Origin of the sequence: Novosphingobium sp. HII-3 (assembly GCF_002916655.1) — a bacterium.
GTDB classification, from domain to species: Bacteria; Pseudomonadota; Alphaproteobacteria; order Sphingomonadales; family Sphingomonadaceae; genus Novosphingobium; species Novosphingobium panipatense.
The window spans coordinates 236,893-255,829 of the sequence record NZ_PPSM01000025.1; the positions used below are offsets into that span (position 1 = coordinate 236,893).

Below are 18,937 nucleotides of genomic sequence, written 5' to 3' on the forward strand. Positions count from 1 at the left end.
TCTGGCAGAAGAGGCTGACATGACCGACACCACGACAAAGACCCGCCCTACCCGACCCGCCGCCGTCGTTCTGACGCCGAGCGCGGAGGCGCGTATCGCCAAGCTAATGAGCCAGGCGCCCGAAGGCGCGATCGGCGTGAAGCTATCCACCCCGCGTCGGGGTTGCTCGGGCCTGGCCTACTCGGTCGACTACGTGACCGAGGAAGCGAAGTTCGACGAGAAGATCGAGACGCCCGGCGGCTTGTTCTACATCGATGGCGCTTCTGTGCTCTATCTCGTCGGCAGTACGATGGACTGGGTGGAAGATGATTTCACCGCTGGCTTCGTGTTCAACAACCCCAACGCCAAGGGGGCCTGCGGCTGCGGCGAAAGCTTTACCGTCTGATCGCGGGGTGCCTTGCGAGGCACCCCTTTCAGTTCTTCGGGAACAGCGCCAGCAGGGCGCCCAGTTCGTCCCGGACTTCCCGCTCCTGCTCGGGGTTGCTGTGGCCGATGCGAACGACGGTGAGCAGCTGATCGGGTGAGCCGATGACGTATTGTCCATATTCTCCCAGACACGCGAACACACTGCGCGGAGCTGTGGCCGGCCAGAGACGCGCGCTGTCGCCGGCTTCGCCCCGGTTCAGCCACACGCCGGCTCCATAGGCCGGCTCACGCGGGCTGGGCTCCAGCATGAACTGCACCCAGCGGCGAGGCAGTATCTGCGCTCCCTTGACCGAACCACTGTGACGCAGGAATTCGCCCAGCTTGCTCCAGTCCCGCGCCGTGGCGGCGATCATTCCCGAGCCGATCATGGTGCCTGCGCGATCGTAGGCAACCAGCGTGGAGTTCATGCCGATGGGCGCCAGCACACGATGGCGCAGGTATTCCCCCACCGCGTGTCGGCGGCGATCCGGATTGCGGTCGGACGAAAGTACGCGCGCGGCAAGGTCGGAGAGAATGACCGCGCTCGCGGAGGAATGCTCGAACACCTTCCCTGCCGGCGCCTCCAGCGGCTGCGCCTCCGCATACGAGGCCATGTCGTCCCTGCCGTCGAGGAACAGCATGCGCGTGCGATCCGATTCGCCGGATATCCTGCCCGTGCCGACCGGCGCTGTCTCGACGTGGCGCAGGCCGGAGCGCATCTGCAGCAGCTGCCGCAAGGTGATGACGCCGCGCGGATCGCCAGGACGCTGCCATTCCGGAACAGGCGCCGATTCGGCGATTCGCAAGCGGCCGTCACTCACCAGCTGGCCGATCATCAGCGCGGTGATGCATTGCCCGGCGCTCCAGCCCGGCAGCCGCGTGTCCGCCTCGATGCCGTCGCCGTAGCGCTCCACGATCAGCGTGCCTCGCTTGACGATGAGCAGCGCGTCGGTCTTGCCCACCCTCTCCTCATCGAACAGCCGATCGATCGACCGGCCGAGCGATTCGCGCGGAGCCCCGCCCGCATCCGCGATCGCGGCCAAGGCTTCGGCGCTGGGCGGGGGCGGACCTTCCGCCGCACGTTCTCCGCAGCCCCACAGGGCTGGCAGCGCGAGCATGGCGAGGATAAGGGAGGGGCGGCGCACCGACATGGCGCGCCGGTCATGTGCGAGGCTTTTGAGAATGGCAACATCCGGGCATTCCGGAGCAGGGGACAAGGCTGCGGGTGCGTCATACCCCCTGAGGCAGCCGTCGCGCTGGAAGCGCAATCTCCTTCTACTACTGCTGCTTGTCCTGGCCCTCTGGCTGGCCTGGACGTGGCGTGGCCTGCGCGAGGAGGCACGCGTCGGAACCGCTCTTGGAGCGCGCCTGGGCTGCGTGTGTCGCTTCGTCTCGCAACGCCCGCTGGAAAGTTGCGAGGGTGATCTCAAGGTGACCGGGCTTCAGGGTGCGGGCCGGTGGGTGTCGCTGGCGGAAGATGCACCTTCCCGGACCATCAAGGCCTCCGTCCCGCTGCTCGCCAGCCAGTCTGCGGATTTCGAACCTAGCCGCGGCTGCCGTCTGGAACCCTGGCAGGACTGACCGGCCTCACCCGCCGTCCGGTTGTTTCAGGCGGCGCTCTGGGTCGAGTCGATCCAGCCGCCGCCGACCACGCGTTCACCGGCATAGATCACCGCCGCCTGTCCGGGCGCGACGCCGTATTCCGGCTCCGCGAAACGGATGGTCGCAGGAGCGCCGTCGCCCAAGGGCCCTTCAAGCCGCACCGGTACCGGCTTGGCGAGCGAGCGCACCTTGGCGGTAAGCGGCACCTCAGGCAGCGGCCCGATCCGGTTGGTCTCGACCAGCTGCGCCGATGCCGTTGCGAGCAGCCGCCGCGGTCCCACCCGCACCCGGCGAGTCTCCGCTTCGATGCCCGTGACATAGAGCGGCTCGGGCTGGCCGCCGATCTCGAGCCCGCGCCGCTGGCCTACCGTGTAGTGGATGACGCCGCGATGACTTCCCAGCACCTCGCCCGTCTCCGCATGGACGATCTGGCCCGGCGCCTCGCCCTCGGGACGGACTGACCGCACGATCTTGGCGTAGTCGCCGTCCGGTACGAAGCAAATGTCCTGGCTGTCGGGCTTTGCAGCCACACGCAGGCCCGCCGCTTCGGCCAGCCGCCGCGTCTCGCTCTTGGGGAGGCCGCCCAAGGGAAACCGCAGGTAGTCGAGCTGCTCGCTCGTCGTGCCATAGAGGAAATAGCTCTGGTCACGGGCCGGGTCTGCCGCGCGGTGGAGTTCGGACCCGGCCGGCCCTTCCACACGGCGAACGTAGTGCCCGGTCGCCAGGCAGTCCGCGCCCAGTTCCCGCGCCATCGCCAGAAGGTCCGTAAATTTGGGGCCCATGTTGCAGCGGATGCACGGGATCGGGGTGCGCCCGGCGAGGTAATCGTCGGCGAAACGCTCGACCACCTCCTCTCGAAAGGCACTTTCGTGGTCGAACACGTAATGGGCTATGCCGAGGCGATCGGCGACGGCACGTGCATCGCGGATATCATCGCCCGCACAGCAGGCGCCCTTCCGGCCCGTTGCCGCGCCGTAGTCGTAAAGCTGCAGCGTCACGCCGATGACGTGCGCCCCACTGGCCGCCGCGAGCGCGGCGACGACCGAACTGTCGACGCCGCCGGACATGGCGACTACGATGCGCCGCTCGGACAGCGGCTCGGGAAGCTGGAACAGGGCTGCGGCATCAAGGCCGGAGAGAAGATCAGGGGCAGCGGTCATGATCCCGCCGCTCATACAGATGCGGGGCACAGATTCCTACCTCCCGCAGGCCCCTGCACCGCCGCTTTTTGCGGTCAGCGTAAACGCGGCGTTTACGATATCTTGACCGCTTCGCACTAACGCGGTCCCATGAATGCCGCACGTAACCATACCAATTTCTTCGGCGGGAGTGAGCCGGGCCGCGCCTGCGAAGTCCATCGAGGTACAGAGACCAGCGCCCCCCTTCCCCTTGACGCGAACGGCATTGACTGGCTCGCGCTTCGATCCCGCCTTTTCGCGGCCTATGGCGAGCCGGAAACGCGGGAGGACGCCGCAGCGTCCATCCTGCGCCTGCGGGGCAGCTTTGCCGGCGCCGCAGTGCCCGCTCTCGATAGTTATCAAACTTGCCTAAGAAGCGTTAACCTTGATGTTTCAAGCAATGGCAAGCCCCCGAATGGTACGGATACCCCTGCCGCCGGTGTGAACGGTAGCGGCGAGCGAGGGTAAAGATGATCGAGAACCAGAAAATTCGCCCGGACAAGGTGATCGGCCCGCTTGGTGAGCCGCTGACGGTCGACAATCTCCCGCCCCCTGACACGACGCGCTGGGTGGTTCGGCGCAAGGCGGAAGTCGTTGCCGCCGTGAACGGTGGGCTCCTGACGATCGACGAGGTATGCTCGCGGTACAACCTGACGCTGGAGGAGTTCGCCTCCTGGCAGCGCGCCGTCGACCGTTCAGGAATGCAAGGTCTTCGCGTCACGCGCATTCAGCATTACCGCGATCTTTACGAGCGCCAGCAGAAGTTCTGAAAACGCCGTCAGGGCTTCGTAAAAAGCCGGCCCCAATACTTTTGTGGCCGCTTTTTGCATTCTTTTGCAACAAAGCGCGTCAGTACAGGACTTCATCAGCAATGAAGTCGTTCGTCGATGCACATGGGACAGGGGCCGAGTTCACGTTGCCACCTTGTTCCCGCCAGTATATGAATCCAGCCGTTTAAACCTCATCGGCGGCTCGCGTCACTTCAAGCGAAAGCCTTCCGTGCGGTGGAAGAAGCACGCCGCCGGGGGGGCGCGTGTTATGCTTGCGGTGAAAAGATGAATTACGACAGCAAGATTGTATCTGGCGACGGGCTTTCCGCGGAAACCCGCGTTCCTGACGGGGTAGATGTTCCGCTGGTAGCGGACGATGAACTGGATCGGCGCTCTCGCCGGGTGATCATCCTCGTCATCGTGGCTGTCGCGCTGCTTGCGGTAGCGCTCTGGTTCGTGCTTCACGAGAGCGGCCCTGATGATGCGGCGGCCGCCGGAAACACACAGATTCCGGTCGTCTCCGTCATAGTTCCGGGCCGCGCGAGCGTGGCCGGAGAAATCACGGCCACCGGCACGCTCGCCGCGCGACGAGCCATGCCGGTAGGCGCCGTGGGCGAAGGCGGCGAAGTGCGCGAGGTGCGCGTCGATGCCGGCGACTGGGTCAGCCAGGGCCAGGTTCTTGCCGTCGTCGATCGCTCCGTCCAGGTTCAGGCGGCGGCCAGCCAGGCTGCCCAGGTCGAAGTCGCCGCGGCCGATGCCCGCATCGCCCAGTCCAACCTCGATCGCGGCCTGAAGCTCGTCGACCGTGGCTTCATTTCCAAGGCCGACATCGACCAACTGACCGCCACGCGCGACGCTGCAGAGGCCCGCGTCAAGGTTGCCCGCGCCAGCCTCGCCCAGCTTCGTGCGCAGAACGCGCGCCTCAACATCATCGCGCCCGCGTCCGGTCTCGTGCTGGAGCGCAATGTCGAACTGGGCCAGGTCGTCAGCGGCGGCAGCGGCGTTCTGTTTCAGCTTGCCAGGGACGGCGAGATGGAACTGCTCGCCCGCATGTCCGAGGATGACCTCGCCAAGCTTTCCGCGGGTGTGCAGGCCAGCGTCACGCCGGCCGGCTCGGGCAAGACCTTCGTCGGTCAGGTATGGCAGCTTTCGCCGGTAATCGACCAGGAGACACGTCAGGGCATTGCGCGCGTCGCTCTCACATATGATCGCGCCCTGCGCCCCGGCGGATTCGCCACCGCCGTCATCCGCAGCGGAACCCTCGTCGCCCCCATGCTGCCGGAATCGGCCATCCAGAGCGATGCCAAGGGCGCGTTCGTCTACATCGTGGACCAGACGGACCATGTTCGACGCCGCACCGTGAAGACGGGGCTGGTCACCGCGAAGGGAATCACGATCACGGAGGGCCTCGACGGCACCGAGAAGGTTGTGATGCGCGCCGGCGGCTTCCTGAACGAAGGCGACAAGGTCAAAACCCGCCTCACCACTTCCTCCAAGTAACAGGCGAGACAAGCCATGGGCCTGCGCAACATCTCCGCCTGGTCGATCCGCAATCCGATCATCCCCATCGTCTTCTTCATCGGCCTGATGATCGCCGGGATCGTCTCGTTCATGCGGATGGACGTGAACAACATGCCGGACATCGAGTTCCCTGGCGTGCGTGTCGGCGTCTCCCAGCCGGGCGCGGCGCCAAAGGAGATCGAAACCCAGATCACGCAGATCGTGGAAGGCGCCGTGCGGTCCATACCGGGCGTGGAGGAAATCCAGTCGACCGCCTCCGAAGGGCAGTCGACGACGCTTGTCTTCTTCTCCGTCGGCAGCAACGTCGACGTGGCGACTCAGCAGGTGAAGAACGCCGTCGACCAGGTGCGCGGGCAGTTACCAGATGGCATCCTGGAGCCGCAGGTGCAGAAGATCGAAGGCGGCAGTGGCTCGCTGGCTTACTTCTCCGTCAGCGCCGACGACATGACCATCGAGCAATTGAGCTGGTTCGTGGACGACACCATCGCCAAGACCCTGCTCAGCGTGCCGGGCATGGCGGCGGTCGATCGTGACGGCGGTGTGACGCGCGAGATCCGCGTCGTCGTCGATCCTGAACGAATGCAGGCCCTCGGCGTCAGTGCCGAAGCGCTCAACAACGTCCTGCGGCAGGTCAACGTCGACGCTGCGGGCGGCCAGGCCGAGATCGCCGGGTCAAGGCAGTCGGTGCGCGTGCTAGGCAATGCGGAAACCGCGTACGACCTTTCGCAAAAGCGGATCAACCTGGGCGGCGGGCGCTCTGTCAAGCTGTCGGATATCGCGTCTGTGTCGGACGCCTACTCCGAACGCACCGACGTCGCCCACGTGAGCGGACGCGAGGTCGTGACATTCGGTTTCGAACGTGCCCGCGGCGCATCCGATGTCGCCGTCTACGACAGCGCGATGGAAAAGCTGGACGCAATCCAGAAGAGCCACCCCGACATTCACATCACGCGCCTGTTCTCGCAGGTGGATTATACCCGGGGGCAGTACACCAGTTCGATGGAGGCGCTGGTCGAAGGCGCCGTGCTCGCCATCGTCATCGTCTTCCTGTTCCTGCGGGACTGGCGCGCAACGATGATCTCGGCGCTCGCCATTCCGCTGTCCGCGATCCCGACCTTCTGGTTCATGGACATGCTCGGCTTCACGCTGAACTTCCTCTCGCTGCTGGCACTCAGCCTCGTGGCGGGCGTCCTCGTCGACGACGCGATCGTGGAAATCGAGAACATCGTCCGGCACATGCGCATGGGCAAAAGCGCGTATCAGGCGTCCATCGACGCGGCGGACGAGATCGGACTGGCGGTCGTCGCCACCACCTTCTCCATCGTCGCGGTGTTCCTCCCCGTCGGCCTCATGCCGGGCATCCCGGGCCAGTTCTTCAAGGCGTTCGGCCTCACCGTCGTGGTAGCCGTGCTGATGAGCCTTGCCGTCGCCCGAATCATCACGCCGATGGTGGCGGCCTACTTCCTCAAGGCCCACGGGCATGCGGAACATGGCGGTGGCCGGATCATGGACCGCTACATGAAAGTCCTCGCCTGGACGCTGGACAGCAGCGAGGCGCACAGGCGCAAGGCGCTGCTCGTGCGCCAGCCGTCCAACTGGCTCTTCCGCATTCTCGGCGTGCTTGCCTTCCTGCTGCTGATCGCAGGCGGCCTGATCGCAGCAGGGCTGCTGTTCCAGGTGCTGCAGGCAGGGCTCACCAAGATCGGACTGAGCAAGGCTGCATTCGTGCTGGCCGCGATACTCGCGCCGATCGGAGTACCGGTGGCCATCTGGCTGCTGGGTCGCCTGCTGCGTTTCCTCGCCCGCTTCGCGGGGGCGTTCGGACGCTGGTATCGCTACTTCACAGACCGCGTGATCGCGCGGATGCACGACCACCGCTTCTACGCCTTCTGCGCCTCGGTCTACGCGCTCGTCGTGACGTTCGCTCTGCTGGGGGGGCTTCCCCAGCAGTTCCAGCCCAGCACCAACAACGACACCAGCCAGGTGAAGATCGAGATGGTGCCCGGAACCACGCTGGAGCAGACGCAGGCGGTCACCGGTCAGGTGGCTCGGCTTCTGGAAAAGCAGCCGGAGGTGGAACGGGTGCTGGAATTCGCCGGTGAGGGTTCGGGTAATCTCTACATCGCCCTGAAGAAGGCGGATCAGCGCGATGCGACCAGCATCGAGTTCGAGCGACGCCTGGCCTCGCAGCTTCAGCAAATCCCGGATGCCCGCGTCAGCTTCGCTTCGCAGGCGGGCGGGTTCGGCAGCGGACGCGATCTTTCGATCATGCTGTCCGGCAGCGACTCCGAACTGCTGAACCGCACCGCGCAAACTCTGGTCGAGCAGATGCGCAAGGTGCCGGGCGTCGTCGCGCCCCGTATCGCGGCCGACCTGCAAAGGCCCGAACTCATCATCGTGCCGCGCGTGGACCTTGCCGCGCAGCTCGGCGTAACGACCGCCGCGCTCAGCCAGACCATCCGTATCGCCACTCTGGGCGAAATCGACCAGAACGCGGCCAAGTTCTCGCTCAACGACCGGCAGGTGCCGATCCGTGTGATCCTGGATCGCGGTTCCCGCCGAGACTTCTCCACCATCGAGAACCTGCCGGTATCGACCGTCTCCGGGGGAACCGTGCCGCTCAAGCGCGTTGCGGAAATCCGCTTCGGCGCCGGTCCGACGCAGATCCAGCGCTACAACCAGTCCCGCCGCGTCTTCGTCGGCGCCGATCTTGGCGAAGGGCAGGTCAAGGGGCCGGTCATGGCCGCGATCCAGAACCTGCCGATCATGAAGAACCTGCCCGCCGGCGTGTCCAACGCCCCGGTCGGCGAGGACAAGTGGCAGGCCGAGATGATCTCGAACTTCGTCACCGCCGTCATCAGCGGAATCTTCCTCGTCTTCGCGGTGCTGGTGCTGCTCTACAAGCGGTTCGTCTCGCCGCTGGTAAACATGGCCTCGCTTCTGCTCGCGCCGCTGGGCGGCCTGCTCGCGCTCGTCCTGTGGAACCAGCCCATCTCGATGCCGGTCTATATTGGTATCCTGATGCTGCTCGGCATCGTGGCCAAGAACTCCATCCTGCTGATCGACTTCGCTATCGAGGAAATGGTCAAGGGCGTCGACAAGCTCACCGCGATCATGGACGCAGGGCACAAGCGCGCCCAGCCGATCGTGATGACGACCGTGGCGATGACCGCAGGCATGGTGCCCACCGCCCTGTCGCTCTCGGGTGACGGCGCATTCCGTCAGCCGATGGGTGTTGTCGTGATCGGTGGCCTGATCGTCTCCACCCTGCTGACCCTGGTCATCGTACCTGCAGCCTTCAGTCTTGCCGATGGTTTCGAGAAGCGGATCGGGCCTAAACTGCGCAAGTCGCTGCTGACCTACGATCCGGAGAAGCACGGGTCCGGCACTGCGGAGGGCGATTTCCATCCGCATCCGGCCGAGTAGGAAAGGGAAGCCTTGCTGAAAGGCGCGCGCAGGAACGCGGACGTAGCGTCCACGATACAGACCGATCGGGCCCGACGCATGCGCCTCTTCGCCACCGGGCTGCTGATGGCCATGGCCATCGCCTTCCTTGTGCTTCGGCGGATCGCGGGCACGCACCCGGCTTGGGGCTATGCCATCTCCTTCACCGAAGCTGCGATGGTCGGCGGTCTCGCGGATTGGTTCGCCGTGACCGCCCTGTTCCGGCGCCCGCTCGGCCTTCCCATTCCCCACACCGCCATCATCCCAGAGAACAAGAATCGCATCGCCGATTCGATGGCCACGTTCCTGCGGGACAACTTCCTCACCCCGCAGGTCGTTGCCCGCCGGGTTATCGGCTTCAACTTCGCGGCCGCCGCTGGCGCGTTCCTTTCCGATCCCGCACGCGGGGGCGAGAACCGGATCCGGGCGGGCGGTGCGAACCTCCTCGCCGATATCCTCGAATCGCTCGACCCGGAACGGCTGGGGGACCAGGTCCGATCGGGTCTTGCACGCCAGCTCGAGCGTGTCGAAGTTGCGCCTCTTCTTGGTCAGATGCTGTCAGTGATGATCGCAGACCGCCGCCACCTTCCCCTCCTCGAGGGTGCGGTGCGCTGGGCAGGGCAGGCTCTGGAAGCGAACGAGGACATGGTTCGCGCCATGATCCGCGAAAGGGCTCACAGTCTCCTGCGCCTGACGGGTCTGGATTCACGCATCGCCAATTCGGTGCTCGACGGGCTTTACAAGCTGCTGGCCGAGATGATCGTGCAGCCCGATCATCCCCTCAAGCTGAAGGTCGAGCACCTTCTTGAGGATCTGGCCGACCGGCTGGTGAATGACCCGGAAACACGGGAAAAGGTCGAGAAGGCCAAGCGCGAGCTGATCGGCAATCCCGCTGTCGGGCAGTGGTGGCAGTCGGTCTGGGAGCGGCTGCGCCGCAAGCTCATAGAGGCGGCGCGCGACCCCGACGCGGCCCTTGGCGGTCAACTGGCGACGATGCTGGGGGAGTTGGGAAGCGCGCTGCGGGGCGATGCCCGTTTGCAGAGCCAGATCAACCGGTTTGCACGGCGTACGCTCGTCGGCGTGACCGCGCGGTACGGGGACGAGATTGTCCGCCTGGTGTCGGAAACGGTGCGACGGTGGGACGCGCGTACGATCAGCAACAGGCTTGAGGCCGCGGTGGGGCGCGACCTGCAGTTCATCCGCATCAACGGTACCCTGGTCGGTGGCTTGTTCGGCCTTTGCATCCATGCGATCGACAGCCTGCTATGAACGCACAATCCTTTCTTTCGACGGAGCGGTTCGACTTATGGCAGCCACAGGCGGCCGATCTTCCGGACATGTGCCGCCTGCTGGAGGACGAGGAGACACGCCGGTTTCTCGGCCTCGTACGAGCCGGAGAGCCGCAGCAGTTCGACCGTCTGCTGCGCAGCGCCGGCTCCTGGGCACTGTATGGCTACGGCCTTTTCGCCGTCCGTGAGCGCGGCCGGCCCGAAATTATCGCCAGCTGCGGCATATTCCACAGCTGGCGCGGCTTCGGGGCAGAGGCAGGCATAGACAATGTGCCCGAGGCCGGGTGGATCGTGCGTCGTGACTGGTGGCGCCAAGGCGTTGCGCTGGAGGTGATGCGCGCCGTCCTGTCGTGGTTCGACGAGGCGCACGGCCCGACACGGATCACCTGCATGATCGAAGAAGGCAATGTCGGGTCGGACAGGGTTGCCCGACACCTCGGCTTCGAGCGGTACGGGACCCACGACCTTGCCGACGAAACTCCGCCGGTCCGCGTTAACCTTCTGCACCGCCAGCCCTGATCCGCCGGCTCAGGCCAGCGCTCCCTCAGGGAATGTTCAAACGCGAAAAGCCCCGGCCGTTTCCGACCGGGGCTTTCTGTTTGCTGTGGCTGAGGCAGCCGATCAGAGCTTGCCGGTCAGCTCCGGCACGGCCGTGAACAGGTCCGCCACGAGGCCGACGTCCGCGACCTGGAAGATGGGTGCGTCCTCGTCCTTGTTGATGGCGATGATGGTCTTGGAGTCCTTCATGCCCGCAAGGTGCTGGATCGCGCCCGAGATACCCACGGCGATGTACACTTCCGGCGCCACGATCTTGCCGGTCTGGCCCACCTGATAGTCGTTGGGCACGTAACCCGCGTCGACGGCCGCGCGTGAAGCGCCGACCGCTGCACCGAGCTTGTCGGCAAGCGGCAGGATGGTCGCTTCGAACGTCTCGGAATCCTTCAGCGCACGGCCACCCGAAACGATGATCTTCGCGCTGGTCAGTTCCGGACGCTCCGACTTCGCCAGCTCGGCACCCACGAAGGTTGACAGGCCGGCATCGCCCCCCTGCCCGTTGGTCGCCGTCACGTCCTCGACCGCAGCCGAACCGCCCGTGGCTTCGGCCTTGGCGAAGGCCGTGCCGCGCACGGTGATGACGAGCTTCGCATCGCTCGATTCAACCGTCGCAATGGCGTTGCCGGCGTAGATCGGGCGAGTGAAGGTCTTCTCGCCTTCAACCGAAAGGATGTCCGAGATCTGCATCACGTCAAGAAGAGCGGCCACGCGCGGCGCGATGTTCTTGCCAGTGGTCGTGGCCGGCGTGATGAAGGCGTCGTGGCTGGCCATCAGTTCGGCAACCAGCGGAGCGACGTTCTCTGCCAGCGCGTGCTCGTATGCCGCGTTGTCGGCGACGAGTACCTTGCCGACGCCGGTGATCTGCGCAGCGGCATCGGCCACAGCACGGCAATTCGATCCCGCGACCAGCAGATCAACTTCACCCAGCTTTGCAGCGGCGGTAACGGCGGAAAGCGTCGCGTCCTTGACCGACGCGTTGTCGTGTTCGACCCAAACAAGCGTCTTCATCAGGCGACTCCCAGTTCCTTGAGCTTGGCGACGAGCGCATCAACGTCGGCGACCTTGACGCCGGCCGAGCGCACGGCCGGTTCGGAAACCTTGAGCGTCTTGAGGCGCGGCGCGATGTCGACGCCGAAATCGGCGGGGCTCTTCACGTCGAGCGGCTTCTTCTTCGCCTTCATGATGTTGGGCAGCGAAGCGTAGCGCGGCTCGTTCAGGCGAAGGTCGGTGGTGACAATGGCGGGGAGCGACAGCTTCACCGTTTCAAGGCCGCCGTCGACTTCACGGGTCACAGACACCGAATCGCCGTCGATTTCGACCTTGGAGGCAAACGTGCCCTGCGGACGACCAAGCAGCGCCGCCAACATCTGGCCGGTCTGGTTCGAATCGTCGTCGATCGCCTGCTTGCCAAGGATCACGAGGCCCGGATTCTCCTCGGCCACGATCGCCTTGAGGATCTTCGCCACGGCGAGCGGTTCCACTTCGGCATCGGTTTCGATGAGGATGGCGCGGTCCGCACCCATGGCAAGGGCGGTGCGCAGCGTTTCCTGTGCCTTGGCCGGCCCGACGGAGACGGCGACGATCTCTTCCGCCTTGCCCGCTTCCTTGAGACGGATGGCTTCTTCGACCGCGATCTCATCGAACGGGTTCATGCTCATCTTGACGTTGGCCAGGTCGACCCCGGTGCCGTCGGCCTTGACCCGCGGCTTAACGTTGTAATCGATCACCCGCTTCACGGGCACGATGATCTTCATTGCGATCTGTCCTCTCACTGTTGGGACGGCAATTTAACCGCGCAATTAACTCTCACGAGGGAGCTATTGCCATCCTTTACCCTTGCGTCAAGTCCCGCACACACGGGAACCCCTTGGGGATGGCAAAGCTGAACTACACCGGCCCGCTCCACCTGGCATGCAAAAACGGCGGAGGTCACAGGACCCCCGCCGCATTCTGTTCAGCCGTAAATGAAGCGCACCAGGCGCATCATCGGGTTCAGGCGACAGCCTGGACTTCGGCGACGATCTTCTTGGCAGCGTCGCCCAGGTCGTTGGCGGGAACGATGGCCAGGCCGGAGTTCGCCAGGATGTCCTTGCCCTGCTGCACGTTGGTGCCTTCGAGGCGGACGACGAGCGGAACCGAGAGGTTCACTTCCTTGGCGGCCGCGACGATGCCCTCGGCGATGATGTCGCACTTCATGATGCCGCCGAAGATGTTCACGAGGATGCCCTTCACGGCGGGGTCCGCGAGGATGATCTTGAACGCCGCGGTTACCTTCTCCTTGTTGGCGCCACCGCCCACGTCAAGGAAGTTGGCCGGGAACATGCCGTTCAGCTTGATGATGTCCATCGTCGCCATGGCAAGGCCGGCGCCGTTCACCATGCAGCCGATGTCGCCATCAAGCTTGATGTAGGCGAGGTCGTACTTCGATGCCTCGATCTCGGCCGGATCTTCCTCGGTCTCGTCGCGCAGAGCGAAGATGTCGGGATGACGGGCAAGAGCGTTCGAGTCGAAGCTCATCTTGGTGTCGAGGACGAGCAGCTGGCCGTCCTTGCTCTCGACCAGCGGGTTGATCTCGACCATGTCGCAATCCATCGCGATGAACGCGGTGTAGAGCTGCTTCGCCAGCTTCTGGGCCTGCTTGTTGAGGTCACCGGTGAGCTTGAGGGCGAAGGCGACCGCGCGGCCGTGGTGAGGCTGGAAGCCTTCCGCCGGATCGATCGTGATCGTGGTGATCTTCTCGGGGGTGTTGTGCGCGACTTCCTCGATGTCCATACCGCCTTCGGTCGACACGATCATCGCGACGCGACCGGTCTTGCGGTCCACGAGCATCGACAGGTAGTATTCCTTGTCGATGTCGACGCCGTCCGTCACGTAGAGGCGATTCACCTGCTTGCCCGCTTCGCCGGTCTGGATGGTGACGAGCGTGTTGCCGAGCATTTCCTTGGCGAAGGCTTCAACTTCCTCGATCGACTTGGCGAGACGCACGCCGCCCTTGGCGTCGGCGGGGAGTTCCTTGAACTTGCCCTTGCCGCGGCCACCCGCGTGGATCTGTGCCTTGACGACATAGAGCGGCCCCGGCAGCTGCTTGGCAGCCGCCACCGCTTCCTCGACAGTGAGGGCGGCGATGCCGGCGGGGATGCCCACGCCATACTTCGCGAGGAGTTCCTTGGCCTGGTATTCGTGGATGTTCATCGCTCAAATCGCTTTCTGCTGGAGGTTCCCGGGGAAGGCGCCGTAGCCATATGTTCGCTAGCCGCCTAAGCACATCCGGCCCGCCTTGAAAAGGCCCGCTGTCTGCGCAAATGCATGGGGTCTGCAAATTTGATCCTGCTCATTTGCTAACAGTTTGCAGTATCGATAACTGGAATCCCGTTCGAATGATTGACCGCAGCAAATTGGAAGCCATCGTACGGGAGGCCGGCCGGATCGCTCTGGCGGGCTGGCCGGGTGACGGCCACGAGCTTGAATCGTGGGAAAAGACGCCCGGCAGCCCGGTCTGCACCGCCGACCTTGCGGTCGATGCGTTCCTGAAGACGGAACTGACCGAACTGCTCCCCGCCGCCGGCTGGCTGTCGGAGGAAACCGCCGACACGCGGGAGCGACAGGATCGGGAGCTCGTCTGGCTGGTCGACCCGATCGACGGCACGCGCGACTACATCCGGGGCCGCAGCGGCTGGGCCGTGTCCGTGGCCCTGGTGAACACCCGCCGGCCGCTTCTCGGCTACTTGTATGCCCCCGTCCGGCGGCGGGAGGAAGGCGGCGAATTCTGGTCAGCCGAAGCCGGGAAAGGCGCCTGGCTGAACGGCACGCGCCTTCACGCCAGCCGCCGCGAGGCGCTGGCCGGATCGCGGGTACCGGCGCAAAAGCTCGCGCCCGAAGACGCGGATCTGACCCTCGTGCCGCAGCCCAACTCGATCGCGCTTCGCATGGCGATGGTTGCATCCGGGGACGCTGACCTGCTGGCGACGCTGCGCTGGGGGTACGAGTGGGATATCGCAGCGGCCGGGCTGATTGCGCGCGAGGCAGGGGCTGCAGTAACCGACGCCTTTGGAAAACCGCTCAATTACAACAAGCACGATCCGCGAGCCTTCGGCCTCCTGGTGTCCTCGAACGGCATACACGCCGCTGCCGTGGAGCGCCTCGCGGACCGAGCGGCGCGCTACTCGGCCTGAGAGCGCGCCGGGGCTGCCTCAAGCCTCGGTCGTGCCATCCTCTTTCGTGTCCATGGGCTCACCACGCCAGGCGGGATCCTTGCCCATCCTTTCGATCGCCTTGCGAGCGTAGTCGCTGAGACTGCCGCCGTGGGGATTGGCCGCCACCGCCGCGAGGACCGCTTTGGCGTCCCCATGCCGCCCGAGCGCAATGAGGGCCATGCCGAGCTCCGCGCGAAGTCCCAGATCGAAGGGGGCCAACTGCATCGCCCGGACCAGGCCGTCGATGGCCAGCTGCGACGGCTTTTGCCCCCGCTCCACGAACCCGCGATAATAGTAGATCAAGGGGAGGGGATGGTCGTTCTCAAGCCGGTTCAGGGCAATGAAGGGCGCGCGCGCCACCTTGTAAGCTGCCTCCCGCGCGTCTCCATCCAAGTCTGCGGCGATGCGAAGCAGCGCGTAGCCTTTCTGCAGGTACGCGTTGACCTGCCGAGGGTCGCGCTTGAGAGCCGCATCCGCGGCCGTCACCGCCTCCCCATCATTACCGGCGTCGTACTCGCACTCCGCCAGCGCCGAGAGGACGGCCGGATCGTCCGGATGCAGCGCCGCTATTGCGCGCGCCTCCGCAAGTACCGCCATGGCCTCCTCTTCAGAAACACCGCGCTTCGACCGCACGCGGACGTTCATCATGGCCCCCTCGCCGGCAGAGAGGGCGCGCAAGGCCACCGGTCCGATCTTCAGCTTGCCCGCGTCGATTTTAAGCGCTGACAGTCTGCGCTGTACCAGATAGCGGTCCAGCTCTTTCTCCAGTGCGGCAAAGTCCCCGAAGGCTTCTGTGGCTGCGACCGTCTGGCTCTTGCCTTCTCCGAGCAAGGCAAGGTAGCGGCTGAACTGCCCGCGACGAGCCTCGTTGAAGGTGAGGTAGTGGTAGAGCAGCCAGCTCTTGCCATAAAATCCGTCCATTTGACTGAGCCTCAGCTTCGCCGTCGCTTCCGGATCAAGCAGTTCCGCGACCTGCACGTCCTTGCCCAGCAACAGCCCTCCGGCGCGGTGGACCGCGGGCCGCCCCATCCACAGACTGCCGTCCATCTCGAACTTGGCCGAGGCGAAGAATTCAGCCGCGCCTTCACCAACCCAGCGCGGCATCGGCATGGCACTCGACGAAATCATGAAATGGTGAGCGTATTCGTGCAGCAGGACGACCATGGACCAGGTCACGGCTCCACTGGCCGCCTCCACGGCTGGAACGATCGCCAGCGATCCTCCAGCGGCAGGCACATAGAAGCCCGCAACCTGATCGTCCTTGCCCCCGTGCAGCTTGCGCACCTCGCGCTCGTTCTTCACCACGTAGACAGTGACGCGGTTGGACGGACTTGGTCTCGCCGTGTCCGTATTGAAAACGAGCGCTACCCCGGCATGGTATCGCTCCAGCTGCTCAGCAAAACGGGTGACGTTCTTCGTCGTATCGTTGGCATAGATGACGAAGTGATCGCTGGAAGCTTCCAGCCAGGCTGCCTGCGCCGGTTGAACCGGCAGCGTCACCGCCAGCAGCCCCAAGAATGCCTTGAATTTCATGATGTTTCCCCACCCCGATCAGCGCAGACTAGGGAAAACTGAAAGCGGTTCAAGCGATCCGTCCGGATGGTCGCTTCGCCTGTGATTCCTGCAAGACCAGCCATACGAAGAAGGGGCCGGTGCGTCGCCGCGCCGGCCCCTTCCCCGATCCCGCTTTACGCGGAAGTGCTGATTACTGGGCCGAGTTGGCGTCCTCGGTGGTGACCGGGGTGATCTTGATCTCGACGCGGCGGTTGAGAGCGCGGCCTTCGGTCGTGTTGTTGTCGGCCACGGGGTAGTTCATGCCCATGCCCTGCGTCTGGATACGGGCGGACGAGACACCCCGGCTGATCAGGTAGCGGGCCACCGCGTCCGCGCGGCGCTTGGACAGATCCATGTTGTAGGTGGCGGACCCGGTCGAATCGGTGTGGCCATAGACGTCTACGAGGCTGTTCGGGTACTGCACCATCGATTGAGCGACCTTGTCCAGCGAAGTCTGGAACGACGGGCTGATGACGGTCGAATCGACAGCGAATGTCACGTCCGGCAGGTTCACGAGAATGCCGTCGCCCTGCTGGCTGACGTCGATGCCTGAACCGGCGGTCTGCTCCTTCAGCTCCCTGATCTGCTTGTCCATCTGGTAACCGACGACACCGCCAGCGACGCCGCCGATACCTGCGCCGACGATACGCGCGGTCTTGCCGCCAATCACGCTGCCCAGCAGGTAGCCGAGCCCGGCGCCGCCGGCGCCACCGATCGCCGTGCGCGAAACCTTGCGCTCACCCGTGTTCGGATCGGTGACACAGGCGGAAACGGAGACCATCGCAAGTACTGCGGCGGCCGAAGTGATCAGGCGCGACTTCTTCATCTGGGTTGTCCCTTCCTCTGGATGTGCCTTCATATAGACATCTGTGCGGTAGTGAACATGAACGGCAAATGGCTTATGGGGCCTCAACAACCCGAAGGTCGACCGGTTCCCTGCAAGCTCCTGCAACAAAGCGTTGCATCCCCACGGGGGTTCTTCGCGTTCGGCCTATTCTCTGCTAGCGATGAAGGCACTGTGACACCCTTTCCCTGGACTGACGTCCTCATCATCATCGGCCTGATATTCCTAAACGGGCTGTTCTCGATGTCCGAACTGGCCATCGTCTCCGCGCGGTCGGCGCGCCTGAAGGTCTCTGCCGACAAGGGCAGCCGGGCGGCCAAGACCGCACTCGATCTGGCGGAGGAGCCGGGCCGGTTCCTGTCCACCGTACAGATCGGCATCACGCTGATCGGCATCATCGCCGGCGCCTATTCCGGCTCCAGCCTCGGCGGACCGGTCGGCGACCGGCTGGCGCTGATGGGGGTGCCGCCGCGTTTCGCCGCCGAACTCGGTTTCGCGCTTGTCATTGTGGCGACAACCTACCTCAGCGTGGTCGTGGGCGAACTGGTGCCCAAGCAGCTGGCGCTGCGCATGGCGGAACCGGTCGCCCTCGTCATGGCGCAGCCGATGAGCCTGCTTGCCCGCATCATGGGCCCGTTCGTGTGGCTGCTGGACCGCTCCTCCGGCGTCATCCTGCGCCTGTTCTCCATCCGCAGCGGCGATACCGAACGGCTGACGGCGGAGGAACTGCACATGATCTTCGCCGAGGCGACACGCTCCGGCGTGATCGAGGAAGAAGAGCGCGCGATGATGACAGGCGTGCTGCGTCTCGCCGAGCGGCCCGTCCGCGAGCTCATGACGCCGCGCAACCAGATCGACTGGATCGATGCCGATGCGGACGAAGACCAGCTGCGCGCCAAGATAAAGGCGTCGCCGCATTCCTTACTGCCGGTGATGGACGGCGAAGGCGCACCGGACAACGTGATCGGCATCCTCAAGGTCAAGGAAGTGCTTGCCGCGCTCATCGCCGGCGAGACCGTCGACGTGCGGGCCATGATGCGCAAGGCCGAGGTCATACCGGACCAGCTCGACGCCATGGACGCGCTTCGCAAGCTCCAGACCGCCGAGGTGTCGATGGCGGTGGTGCATGACGAATACGGCCATCTCGAAGGCGTGGTGACGCCCTCGGACGTTCTCTCCGCGCTGGCGGGAACCTTCGTTTCACACCAGGACGAAGGCGACGAGCCCATGATCGTCACGCGCGATGACGGTTCGCTGCTGGTGTCTGGCGCGATGCCCGCTGATGCCCTGGCCGACCGCCTCGGCATGACTCTCCCGGAAGACCGCGATTTCGCGACGATCGCCGGTTACGTGCTTCACGTCCTGCGCAAGGTCCCGCGCGAGGGGGAAAACTTCGTAGAGCAGGGTTGGCGCTTCGAGGTCATCGACATGGACGGCCTCAAGATCGACAAGGTGCTTGTGAACGCCGAGCTCCCCGCAGCCAGCGACGACGGCGTGGCCGGGGACGGCTGAACCGGTCGCCGTCGGACCAAAGAAAAAGGGCCGGACTTCACTGTCCGGCCCTTTTTTATAGCGTGTGCGG

At 64.8% G+C, this 18,937-nt stretch carries 16 protein-coding genes; 9 read left to right on the forward strand and 7 right to left on the reverse strand.

Annotation, left to right across the window (positions count from 1 at the left end; all coding sequences use genetic code 11):
• The first annotated feature begins 19 nt into the window (after positions 1 to 19).
• Positions 20 to 385 carry an iron-sulfur cluster assembly accessory protein gene (locus tag C2R25_RS10805; protein ID WP_103729185.1) on the forward strand — a complete coding sequence of 122 codons (366 nt, stop codon included), beginning with the start codon at positions 20 to 22 and terminating at the stop codon, positions 383 to 385.
• A gap of 28 nt (positions 386 to 413) precedes the next feature.
• On the opposite strand, the gene C2R25_RS10810 is transcribed toward C2R25_RS10805, so the two are convergent.
• Positions 414 to 1,556 carry a serine hydrolase gene (locus C2R25_RS10810; RefSeq protein WP_103729186.1) on the reverse strand — a complete coding sequence of 381 codons (1,143 nt, stop codon included), beginning with the start codon at positions 1,554 to 1,556 and terminating at the stop codon, positions 414 to 416.
• Between the two features lie 31 nt (positions 1,557 to 1,587).
• Between C2R25_RS10810 and C2R25_RS10815 the strand changes: the two genes are divergently transcribed.
• The gene (locus C2R25_RS10815) at positions 1,588 to 1,986 is read left to right on the forward strand and encodes a hypothetical protein (RefSeq protein WP_103729187.1); all 399 of its coding nucleotides are present in this window, start codon (positions 1,588 to 1,590) and stop codon (positions 1,984 to 1,986) included.
• Between the two features lie 26 nt (positions 1,987 to 2,012).
• On the opposite strand, the gene mnmA is transcribed toward C2R25_RS10815, so the two are convergent.
• Positions 2,013 to 3,167 (reverse strand): tRNA 2-thiouridine(34) synthase MnmA, encoded by a 1,155-nt coding sequence (mnmA, locus tag C2R25_RS10820; RefSeq protein ID WP_103729322.1) that lies wholly within the window; start codon positions 3,165 to 3,167, stop codon positions 2,013 to 2,015.
• Positions 3,168 to 3,655: 488 nt separating this feature from the next.
• Between mnmA and C2R25_RS10825 the strand changes: the two genes are divergently transcribed.
• The 5 genes from C2R25_RS10825 to C2R25_RS10845 all read left to right on the forward strand — a co-directional run bounded on the left by C2R25_RS10825 (position 3,656) and on the right by C2R25_RS10845 (position 10,728).
• Positions 3,656 to 3,955, forward strand: a complete 300-nt coding sequence (locus C2R25_RS10825) for a DUF1153 domain-containing protein (protein ID WP_103729188.1) — start codon at positions 3,656 to 3,658, stop codon at positions 3,953 to 3,955.
• A 285-nt stretch (positions 3,956 to 4,240) separates the two neighbouring features.
• Entirely contained in the window at positions 4,241 to 5,455 is a 1,215-nt protein-coding gene (locus C2R25_RS10830) for an efflux RND transporter periplasmic adaptor subunit (protein ID WP_103729189.1), read from the forward strand.
• Between the two features lie 15 nt (positions 5,456 to 5,470).
• Positions 5,471 to 8,902 carry an efflux RND transporter permease subunit gene (locus tag C2R25_RS10835; RefSeq protein WP_103729190.1) on the forward strand — a complete coding sequence of 1,144 codons (3,432 nt, stop codon included), beginning with the start codon at positions 5,471 to 5,473 and terminating at the stop codon, positions 8,900 to 8,902.
• 78 nt (positions 8,903 to 8,980) lie between these two features.
• Positions 8,981 to 10,189 (forward strand): DUF445 domain-containing protein, encoded by a 1,209-nt coding sequence (locus tag C2R25_RS10840; RefSeq protein ID WP_103729323.1) that lies wholly within the window; start codon positions 8,981 to 8,983, stop codon positions 10,187 to 10,189.
• Positions 10,186 to 10,728: a GNAT family N-acetyltransferase gene (locus tag C2R25_RS10845; protein WP_103729191.1), complete on the forward strand. Its 543-nt coding sequence runs from the start codon at positions 10,186 to 10,188 to the stop codon at positions 10,726 to 10,728. Before C2R25_RS10840 ends, C2R25_RS10845 begins: the two co-directional genes overlap by 4 nt.
• A 102-nt stretch (positions 10,729 to 10,830) precedes the next feature.
• Here C2R25_RS10845 and C2R25_RS10850 read toward each other — a convergent pair whose 3' ends face one another.
• The 3 genes from C2R25_RS10850 to sucC form a co-directional block, all read right to left on the reverse strand.
• Entirely contained in the window at positions 10,831 to 11,772 is a 942-nt protein-coding gene (locus C2R25_RS10850) for an electron transfer flavoprotein subunit alpha/FixB family protein (RefSeq protein WP_103729192.1), read from the reverse strand.
• A complete protein-coding gene (locus C2R25_RS10855; protein WP_103729193.1) occupies positions 11,772 to 12,518 on the reverse strand; it encodes an electron transfer flavoprotein subunit beta/FixA family protein in 747 nt (248 codons plus the stop codon). Before C2R25_RS10855 ends, C2R25_RS10850 begins: the two co-directional genes overlap by 1 nt.
• Positions 12,519 to 12,756: 238 nt before the next feature.
• Entirely contained in the window at positions 12,757 to 13,956 is a 1,200-nt protein-coding gene (gene sucC, locus C2R25_RS10860) for an ADP-forming succinate--CoA ligase subunit beta (protein ID WP_103729194.1), read from the reverse strand.
• Positions 13,957 to 14,141: 185 nt separating this feature from the next.
• On the opposite strand from sucC, the gene C2R25_RS10865 reads away from it, so the two are divergent.
• Positions 14,142 to 14,936, forward strand: coding sequence for a 3'(2'),5'-bisphosphate nucleotidase CysQ (locus C2R25_RS10865; RefSeq protein WP_103729195.1), 795 nt, complete (start codon positions 14,142 to 14,144; stop codon positions 14,934 to 14,936).
• Positions 14,937 to 14,954: 18 nt separating this feature from the next.
• On the opposite strand, the gene C2R25_RS10870 is transcribed toward C2R25_RS10865, so the two are convergent.
• Both C2R25_RS10870 and C2R25_RS10875 read right to left on the reverse strand, forming a co-directional pair.
• Complete coding sequence (locus C2R25_RS10870; RefSeq protein WP_103729196.1) at positions 14,955 to 16,490, reverse strand: hypothetical protein; 1,536 nt, start codon at positions 16,488 to 16,490, stop codon at positions 14,955 to 14,957.
• A 172-nt stretch (positions 16,491 to 16,662) separates the two neighbouring features.
• Complete coding sequence (locus tag C2R25_RS10875; protein ID WP_103729197.1) at positions 16,663 to 17,337, reverse strand: OmpA family protein; 675 nt, start codon at positions 17,335 to 17,337, stop codon at positions 16,663 to 16,665.
• Positions 17,338 to 17,529: 192 nt separating this feature from the next.
• Between C2R25_RS10875 and C2R25_RS10880 the strand changes: the two genes are divergently transcribed.
• Positions 17,530 to 18,867, forward strand: coding sequence for a hemolysin family protein (locus tag C2R25_RS10880; protein ID WP_103729198.1), 1,338 nt, complete (start codon positions 17,530 to 17,532; stop codon positions 18,865 to 18,867).
• The last annotated feature ends 70 nt before the right edge of the window (positions 18,868 to 18,937 follow it).

Excerpts from the sequence above, each read along its gene's own strand:
- sucC (WP_103729194.1), bottom strand. The coding sequence starts at position 13,956 with ATGAACATCCACGAATACCAGGCCAAGGAACTCCTCGCGAAGTATGGC.
- mnmA (WP_103729322.1), bottom strand. The coding sequence starts at position 3,167 with ATGACCGCTGCCCCTGATCTTCTCTCCGGCCTTGATGCCGCAGCCCTG.
- C2R25_RS10835 (WP_103729190.1), top strand. The coding sequence starts at position 5,471 with ATGGGCCTGCGCAACATCTCCGCCTGGTCGATCCGCAATCCGATCATC.
- C2R25_RS10830 (WP_103729189.1), top strand. The coding sequence starts at position 4,241 with ATGAATTACGACAGCAAGATTGTATCTGGCGACGGGCTTTCCGCGGAA.
- C2R25_RS10845 (WP_103729191.1), top strand. The coding sequence starts at position 10,186 with ATGAACGCACAATCCTTTCTTTCGACGGAGCGGTTCGACTTATGGCAG.
- C2R25_RS10870 (WP_103729196.1), bottom strand. The coding sequence starts at position 16,490 with ATGAAATTCAAGGCATTCTTGGGGCTGCTGGCGGTGACGCTGCCGGTT.
- C2R25_RS10805 (WP_103729185.1), top strand. The coding sequence starts at position 20 with ATGACCGACACCACGACAAAGACCCGCCCTACCCGACCCGCCGCCGTC.
- C2R25_RS10850 (WP_103729192.1), bottom strand. The coding sequence starts at position 11,772 with ATGAAGACGCTTGTTTGGGTCGAACACGACAACGCGTCGGTCAAGGAC.
- C2R25_RS10810 (WP_103729186.1), bottom strand. The coding sequence starts at position 1,556 with ATGTCGGTGCGCCGCCCCTCCCTTATCCTCGCCATGCTCGCGCTGCCA.
- C2R25_RS10815 (WP_103729187.1), top strand. The coding sequence starts at position 1,588 with ATGGCAACATCCGGGCATTCCGGAGCAGGGGACAAGGCTGCGGGTGCG.
- C2R25_RS10825 (WP_103729188.1), top strand. The coding sequence starts at position 3,656 with ATGATCGAGAACCAGAAAATTCGCCCGGACAAGGTGATCGGCCCGCTT.
- C2R25_RS10840 (WP_103729323.1), top strand. The coding sequence starts at position 8,981 with ATGCGCCTCTTCGCCACCGGGCTGCTGATGGCCATGGCCATCGCCTTC.
- C2R25_RS10865 (WP_103729195.1), top strand. The coding sequence starts at position 14,142 with ATGATTGACCGCAGCAAATTGGAAGCCATCGTACGGGAGGCCGGCCGG.
- C2R25_RS10875 (WP_103729197.1), bottom strand. The coding sequence starts at position 17,337 with ATGAAGAAGTCGCGCCTGATCACTTCGGCCGCCGCAGTACTTGCGATG.
- C2R25_RS10855 (WP_103729193.1), bottom strand. The coding sequence starts at position 12,518 with ATGAAGATCATCGTGCCCGTGAAGCGGGTGATCGATTACAACGTTAAG.